The sequence below is a fragment of the Maribacter sp. genome, assembly GCF_039968975.1.
GTDB lineage: Bacteria > Bacteroidota > Bacteroidia > Flavobacteriales > Flavobacteriaceae > Maribacter.
On the sequence record NZ_JBDVOT010000054.1, the window covers coordinates 1 to 7,645 of the forward strand.

The 7,645-nt window shown below is 35.4% G+C and carries 6 protein-coding genes and 1 pseudogene; 4 read left to right on the forward strand and 3 right to left on the reverse strand.

Going from position 1 to position 7,645, the window contains the following annotated elements:
* The first annotated feature begins 84 nt into the window (after positions 1-84).
* A complete protein-coding gene (locus tag ABJI11_RS03555; protein WP_348349482.1) occupies positions 85-2,034 on the forward strand; it encodes an amylosucrase in 1,950 nt (649 codons plus the stop codon).
* Here ABJI11_RS03555 and ABJI11_RS03560 read toward each other — a convergent pair.
* The 3 genes from ABJI11_RS03560 to ABJI11_RS03570 are packed head-to-tail and all read right to left on the reverse strand — an operon-like array spanning position 2,012 to position 4,800.
* Positions 2,012-3,148 carry an ATP-binding protein gene (locus ABJI11_RS03560; protein ID WP_348349484.1) on the reverse strand — a complete coding sequence of 379 codons (1,137 nt, stop codon included), beginning with the start codon at positions 3,146-3,148 and terminating at the stop codon, positions 2,012-2,014. The genes ABJI11_RS03555 and ABJI11_RS03560 overlap by 23 nt on opposite strands.
* Before the next feature lie 23 nt (positions 3,149-3,171).
* Entirely contained in the window at positions 3,172-3,924 is a 753-nt protein-coding gene (locus ABJI11_RS03565) for an SDR family NAD(P)-dependent oxidoreductase (RefSeq protein WP_348349486.1), read from the reverse strand.
* A 12-nt stretch (positions 3,925-3,936) separates the two neighbouring features.
* Positions 3,937-4,800, reverse strand: a complete 864-nt coding sequence (locus ABJI11_RS03570) for an aldo/keto reductase (protein WP_348349488.1) — start codon at positions 4,798-4,800, stop codon at positions 3,937-3,939.
* Positions 4,801-4,971: 171 nt separating this feature from the next.
* On the opposite strand from ABJI11_RS03570, the gene ABJI11_RS03575 reads away from it, so the two are divergent.
* The 3 genes and pseudogenes from ABJI11_RS03575 to ABJI11_RS03585 all read left to right on the forward strand — a co-directional run.
* A complete protein-coding gene (locus tag ABJI11_RS03575; RefSeq protein ID WP_036157390.1) occupies positions 4,972-5,973 on the forward strand; it encodes a MoxR family ATPase in 1,002 nt (333 codons plus the stop codon).
* An 86-nt stretch (positions 5,974-6,059) separates the two neighbouring features.
* Positions 6,060-6,926: a DUF58 domain-containing protein gene (locus ABJI11_RS03580; RefSeq protein WP_348349490.1), complete on the forward strand. Its 867-nt coding sequence runs from the start codon at positions 6,060-6,062 to the stop codon at positions 6,924-6,926.
* Between the two features lie 5 nt (positions 6,927-6,931).
* Positions 6,932-7,645 (forward strand): annotated as a pseudogene (locus ABJI11_RS03585) (hypothetical protein); the annotation flags it as partial.

Consider the following 7,645-nt stretch of genomic DNA (forward strand, 5'->3'; position numbering starts at 1 on the left):
GAGCAAACAAAGCTGGTGCCATTACAACAGAGAATTTTGGGGCAATACAATCGTTACCTACATTACAACAACTAGACTCTTAATATGAACCAGGCTGAGTTACACCGGTTATTGTCCTTAAAAAGTCAAAACAAAAAAGGTGGAATACCCTTAACCTCGTTATATGAGCAAAGATTGGCTACCAATCTTTCACTTATTAAAACACAGTTTTTTTCATTATACACAGAGAAAGAGCATAAAGCATTTTTCTATACTCTTTTAGATAAATTAGAATCACTTTTTAAGGACCGACCTACCGAATTACAAAAACAAGATATTGCACGGTTAAATTCTGGAAACTGGTATCAAAGTGAACAAATGATCGGCATGCAATTGTATGTTGATCGGTTTAATAAAGACATTAACGGACTCAAAGAAAAAATACCATATTTTGAAGATTTAGGTGTTAATTTTCTCCATTTAATGCCCATAACCACAAGACCTACGGGTGAAAACGATGGTGGTTATGCAGTAAACAGCTATCATGAAATTGACCCTAAATACGGCACAAAAAAAGACTTTTTAGCTTTCAGCAAAAAAGCTCGTGAGAACAATATGTTCTTAATGCTTGATTTTGTTGTTAACCATACCTCTGATGAGTTTATATGGGCCAAGAAAGCGAAGGAAGGTAGCCAGCACCATCAAAATTACTATTACACTTATTCTGACCGTCATATACCTGACGAGTTCGAAAAAACACTTCCTGAAATATTTCCACAATCTGCTCCGGGCAATTTCACCTATAACGCAGAAATGGAAAAATGGGTCATGACCTGTTTTAATACCTATCAATGGGATTTAAATTACAGAAACCCTGAAGTGTTTATAGAAATGCTCGGTAATTTAATGTCCCTTGCAAATTTAGGCGTAGACGTTATTCGTTTTGATGCTCTTGCTTTTTTATGGAAAAAACTAGGTACATCTTCACAAAACCTACCCGAGGCGCATACGCTCATCTCACTTTTTAGAATGTGCCTGCAAGTAATTGCACCAGGTGTAATTCTTTTGGCAGAGGCTATTGTAGCTCCCAGAAATATCATAAAATACTTTGGTGAAGATACTGCAGAAGGTAACGAATGTGAAGTAGCTTACAATGCTTCGTTAATGGCTTTATTATGGAATTCTATTGCCACTAAAAAAGCATCTTTACTAGTGAAAAGTGTAACTGAAATTCCCGAAAAACCTAATGACGCCACTTGGATCAATTATATTCGTTGCCATGATGATATAGGTCTTGGTTATGAAGATGACTTCGTACGCGTTACGGGTTATGACCCTAGTGCCCACAAACAATTTATTTTAAACTATTACTGCGGTAAATTGGAATGGTCTCCCGCCAAAGGGTTATTGTTTATGTACAATCCTAAGAACGGAGATGGTAGAATTACAGGTAGTACCGCCTCTTTACTTGGGCTAGAAACCGCTTTAGAACAAAACAACAAGAGTAGTATTGACTATGCTATCACCAAAATCTTGATGATGCACGGTATCATTTTAACCTACGGAGGTATACCTATGATATATGCCGGAGATGAAATTGCCACCTTAAACGACTATTCTTACGAAGAAAACGAAGATCATGTAAATGACAATCGTTGGGTAAATAGACCCATGCAGAATTGGAGTGTTGTCTCTACATTAAAAAAAGAAAAAGACAGCCCGTCAGCTATTATATTTAACGAATTAAAGCATATGATTCGCCTTCGAAAAGAGCAAATCGTATTTGCCGATACTAACAATCTTAAGGTTCATAGTTGCCCCAACGAGCATATATTTGTCTACCAAAGAACACATGAAAATGAAAGTATTTGGGTCTTGTCTAATTTTAATGAAGTTACAGAAACTTTAAATATAAGTTGGCTGCTTTCTATTGGTGTTCATACGGGTAAAAACTCTATTGATTTACTTACAGGAAAATCATTTGAACTTATTCATAACGAGTTGCCTTTAAAACCCTATGAACAACTTTGGATCAAGAATATTTCACCTTCCTAAGTACACGGAGCGCTTCTTTAAGTGAAGCATTTACCCCTGGATATTTTGGCTTTAAGACTTGCCTCGCTTTTTCCATTCGTTCCTTTGCCTCTTCAAAACCGTTAAGAAAACATATCAAATAAGAATCTGCTAAATATTTTAATTGCTTTACTTCGGGTATCGTCAATTCAGTATTCTTCTTTGCCTTTGCTACCAAAGCATTATTGCTCTTGTAAATTCTTTCTAGTTCTTCATTATCATGTATTGGCGGCTCAAAAAGTAAATCGCTGGTAATTTGATACGTGCCATTTTCACTGAATTTAATCACGACCTTTTCTAACGGATAATATTTCTGCTTGGCAGCCAGACCAAGCTGCACATATTCAATTGTAGTAAATGAATCATTGTCATAGGTAATAGTTACCTCATCTAAATTAGAGTAGAATAATTTTACTTGCTCATTGATCAATTCAATATCTACCCTATAAAAATAGGTTTCTCCATTGACTACTTTTTTATTACCCGCCCAACAAACTACAAACTGCTCCTTAAACACTTTATAATCGCTCTCTAAATCTTTATGCCTGTGATTTATAAAATCGATGACACCGTCTAAAGTCAGCTCAATATTATTTTTGGCATGTTGCTCAATGGTAGCAACAGCTTCTGAATTGCTATCTTTCAATTCAATATCAAACACCTTTGGCAAACTAATACTACCTTCTCTAAAAAATACAGAACCACCATAGTACTTCCATATATTTTTTCTCAATGAACATATTTTTCCAATAGATTTTATGGTCACTAAACCTACCACTTTACCTTCTGGCAAATGCGGAAATGGAATGTTTTCGTAAGAAATTAATGGCGGATTATCTAAATAGGCGTTCACTAGATTTTGAATTTTACTATCATCAAAAAAGTCTACGCCTACTATTTTATTATCCTCATCTTCAACGCCAATTACTATGAACGAATTATTTGCCGGATTGCTATTTGCTAATGCACAAACATGCTTTAAAAACTTACCTTTACCTTCTTTCTCTCCTATTGAAATAAAACGCTTTTTATCGTAAAAACTATTCTCGTCATTGTGCGCGAGCAAGTTTTTCACCAATAGACGTTTATTGATCATAAGTTTTGATTTGGCTTTTGGCTTTAATTTTTATCTACAATGGTTGAAGACGCTTGTGCTGTTGGCATGACCACCAAATCTGCAATATTCACATGATAAGGTCTGGTTACAACAAAGTGAATGATATCTGCAATATCCTCTGGTTTTAAGGGCTGAAATCCCTTGTACACCTTATCTGCCCTATCTTCATCTCCTTTAAAACGAACATTGCTGAACTCTGTCTCCACCAATCCGGGGTTTACTGCGCCAACACGAACCCCTGTACCATTAAGATCAATACGCATTCCTTGATTTATGGCATCTACTGCATGTTTACTGGCACAATACACATTTCCTTTCGGGTAGACTTCTTTACCTGCCGTAGAACCAATATTGATGATATGACCAGACTTACGCGCTACCATTTGCGGTATAACTGCCTTTGAAACATACAACAAACCTTTTACATTGATATCTAACATAGCATCCCAATCATCTATACTTCCTTCTTGAATGGTATCCATGCCATGAGCATTACCAGCATTGTTTATCAGAATATCTATTTCTGCAAATTCTTTTGGTAAAGAATCAACCGCTTCTTTAACAGAATCCTTATTTCTAATATCAAAATTCAAGGTATGTACTTGTACTTCTTTGCCTAGTTCTTCTTTAAGGGCATCTAGCCGATCTTGGCGTCTACCGCACAACACCAAATCTATACCGTTTTGGGCAAAAAGAATAGCTGTTGATTTTCCTATTCCGCTAGTAGCTCCTGTAATAAATGCTGTTTTTGTCATTTCCTATTTTAATTATGCAACTTCATGGCCTTCATTGGCTTCTAGCAAGATAAACCAATCTTGTATATCCATATCAATTGAAACAGTATCCATTGCCATTTTCAAACGTTTTGGTGTTGCCGTACCTACCACGGGGTGAATTTTAGATGGATGTTTTAAAATCCAAGCCAGCAAAAGTTGATCTTCTGTGGCATTATATTTTTTAGTAAAATCTGCCAATACCTTTTTAATCCGTGTATTTGCCTGAGAGTCTTCTCTGAAATAACTGCCAAGCGGACTCCAGCTCATGGCTAGTCTGTCATAAGTAATGCAATCGTCCAAAGTACCATTGTTCATTACCTCGTTGGCAGACAATGAAAACTCTACTTGATTTGCTTCTACGGGTATTTCCTTTTCTATGAGTTGAATTTGAGACGGTGAGAAATTTGACACTCCAAATTGCCTGATTTTTCCATCATTCTTTAACTTATCTATAGCTTCGGCAACCTCTGATGGGTTCATTAAAGGACTAGGCCTGTGCAACAAAAGCATATCTAAGTAATCTGTCTGTAGCATTTTCAAGGATCGCTCTACAGATGATATTATATAGTCTTTGCTATAATCATAATGCTTCACCCTATTTGATCGTTCCTTTACATGGAACTGAATTCCACATTTACTGATCAATTGAATATTCTCCCTTTTTATTCCACTTTCCTTGAACGCCTTTCCAAAATCTTCTTCAGTGGTATAATCACCATAAATATCTGCATGATCAAAAGTCGTAATATTATTATCTATGCAATGATTCATAAGTGATATCATATCTTTGGTAGCATGTTGTTTGCCCCATTTACCCCAGGTCATAGTACCTGCAATTATTCTAGAATATTTCAATGTATTATTATTTGAATAATGAAATTAAAAAGAATTCACTTAAAACCTTCATAAAAATAAGGGGTTTTCCAATTTTTTAACCTATCATTAACAGCGACTGAATGAATAAATTTTCAATTTGCGTAACTGTTAAAATTAGAAGCCTTAACAATCAATAATATATAGTTTTAAATGGAAGAAAATACTTCAATTGACATTAGTGCTGTTAATGAGAAAATAGCAAAAGAAAGCGCTTTTATCGATTTACTGATGCTTGAAATGAATAAAGTAATCGTTGGCCAAAAATATATGGTAGAACGATTATTAATCGGACTTTTAGGACAAGGCCATATATTGCTGGAAGGTGTACCTGGTTTGGCAAAAACCTTGGCGATAAACACCCTTTCTAAAGCTGTAAAAGGTAGCTTCAGCAGAATTCAGTTTACACCAGATTTACTTCCGGCAGATGTTGTAGGTACTTTGATATACAACATGAAACTGAATGATTTCTCCATTAAAAAAGGTCCAATCTTCGCAAACTTTGTTCTTGCAGATGAGATTAACCGTGCACCTGCCAAAGTACAATCTGCACTTTTAGAAGCCATGCAGGAAAAGCAAGTGACCATTGGTGACGAAACCTTTATTCTTGATAAACCTTTTTTGGTAATGGCAACCCAAAACCCGGTTGAGCAAGAAGGAACATACCCGTTACCTGAAGCACAGGTGGATCGTTTTATGTTGAAGACCGTTATAGATTATCCAAAAATTAACGAAGAACAGTTGATCATGCGCCAAAATTTAAAAGGTAGCTATGAAACTGTAAATGCTGTAGTATCCATAGAACAAATACTTAGCGCACAAAAAGCCGTTCGTGAAGTCTATATGGACGAAAAAATTGAAAAATATATTCTTGATCTTGTATTTGCCACAAGATATCCAGAGAAATATAACTTAGAAAGCTTAAAACCTTTGATCAGCTTTGGGGCGTCTCCTAGAGGTAGTATCAACTTAGGTACCGCTGCAAAATGTTATGCTTTTATAAAGAGAAGAGGCTACGTTGTTCCAGAAGATGTACGTGCCGTTGTACTTGATGTTTTAAGACACAGAATAGGTATTACCTATGAAGCAGAAGCTGAGAATATTACTTCTGTTGATATCATCAACAAAATTGTAAACGAGATAGAAGTACCTTAATCCAGTTAGAGTATTCTGCAATCAAATTTATTGAATGCCGAATATTATATTACTGCTAACGGAGACTGTAAACTGTTTACTAAAGAATGGATACTAAAGAGCTACTCAAAAAAGTACGGAAAATTGAAATAAAGACAAGACGTCTTTCTGACCATATATTTGGTGGGGAATATCACTCTACCTTTAAGGGTCGTGGTATGACTTTTAGTGAAGTACGACAGTATCAATTTGGCGATGATGTAAGAAATATAGATTGGAACGTTACCGCCCGTTATAACGAACCTTATATAAAGGTTTTTGAGGAAGAGCGAGAATTGACCATGATGCTTATGGTAGATATTAGTGGATCTGAGTTATTTGGCACTACTAATCAATTTAAAAATGAAATCGTTACCGAAATATCGGCAACATTAGCTTTTAGTGCACTTCAAAACAATGACAAAGTAGGTGTTATTCTCTTCTCCGATCAAATAGAACTTTTTATTCCGCCTAAAAAAGGAAAGACACATGTTCTACGTATCATTAGAGAATTATTAGAATTTAAACCAAAAAGTAACAAAACAGATATTGCCCAAGCCATGAAATTCTTGAGTAGTGTCATGAAGAAGAAAGCTATTGTTTTTGTTCTATCTGATTTTATAGACGACGGATACGAAAAAACACTGAAAATTACTGGTAGCAAACATGATTTAACCGGAATTCGTGTGTATGACGAACGTGAAGAATCTATACCAAATTTAGGTATGGTACAAGTTGAGGATGCAGAAACCGGAAAATTACAATTGGTAAATACCAAGTCTAAAAAAGTACGTAACGCTTATGCAGAATTTCATAGAAACCGTGTTACTTACTTTAAAGAGTCTTTCACAAAATCTGGATGCGGAGTTTTAGATTGTAGGGTAGATGAAAGCTATGTAAAAAAATTATTGGGCTATTTTAAAAGAAGAGGTTGATACGAATGATTATTACTAATAAAACAATTGAAAAATGTGCTTCGTGGTGTAAACGAATTTCACCTCTATTCGTATTTCTGCTGTTCATCTTTGAACTTTCTGCCCAAGAACGTCCAAAAATTACTACTGAAGTAGATACTACCTTCATTAAAATTGGCGAGCAAGTACAATGGAAGATTACAGTGGATATCGATTCTACAGATTTTGTTATTTTTCCTGAAGGGCAAACGTTTTCTCCCCTTGAAACCGTAGAGGCTTTTGCAACTGATACCACTAGAAAAAAAGATAGACTAACACTTCAAAAAATATACGCCCTAACCCAGTTCGATTCTGGAGCCTACAAATTACCTGCACAAAGAATTGATATTAACGGGGTTGGTTTTATAACAGATTCTACAATGATCAATGTAGCTACTGTGCCTGTAGACACCTTGAATCAGAAAATGTATGACATCAAACCACTTATAAATGTAGAAAAGAGCAACTATGCTTTTTGGAAGTACTTACTTATAAGTCTGTTGGTATTATTAATTTTTGGCGGACTCCTTTACTGGTTTGTATTCCGTAAAAAGCCACTAACCGAAGAAGAAAAGGTAGCACTTTTACCACCCTATGACAGAGCTTTATTAGAATTAAAACGATTAGAAAATTCTAGATATTTAATACAAGACGAATACAAAGAGTATTATTCTGAACTGACTACCATTCTGCGTTCTTAC

What these genes read in the sequence shown, in the direction of transcription:
- ABJI11_RS03555 (WP_348349482.1), top strand. Translation starts at nt 85, where the DNA reads ATGAACCAGGCTGAGTTACACCGGTTATTGTCCTTAAAAAGTCAAAAC.
- ABJI11_RS03560 (WP_348349484.1), bottom strand. Translation starts at nt 3,148, where the DNA reads ATGATCAATAAACGTCTATTGGTGAAAAACTTGCTCGCGCACAATGAC.
- ABJI11_RS03565 (WP_348349486.1), bottom strand. Translation starts at nt 3,924, where the DNA reads ATGACAAAAACAGCATTTATTACAGGAGCTACTAGCGGAATAGGAAAA.
- ABJI11_RS03575 (WP_036157390.1), top strand. Translation starts at nt 4,972, where the DNA reads ATGGAAGAAAATACTTCAATTGACATTAGTGCTGTTAATGAGAAAATA.
- ABJI11_RS03580 (WP_348349490.1), top strand. Translation starts at nt 6,060, where the DNA reads ATGGATACTAAAGAGCTACTCAAAAAAGTACGGAAAATTGAAATAAAG.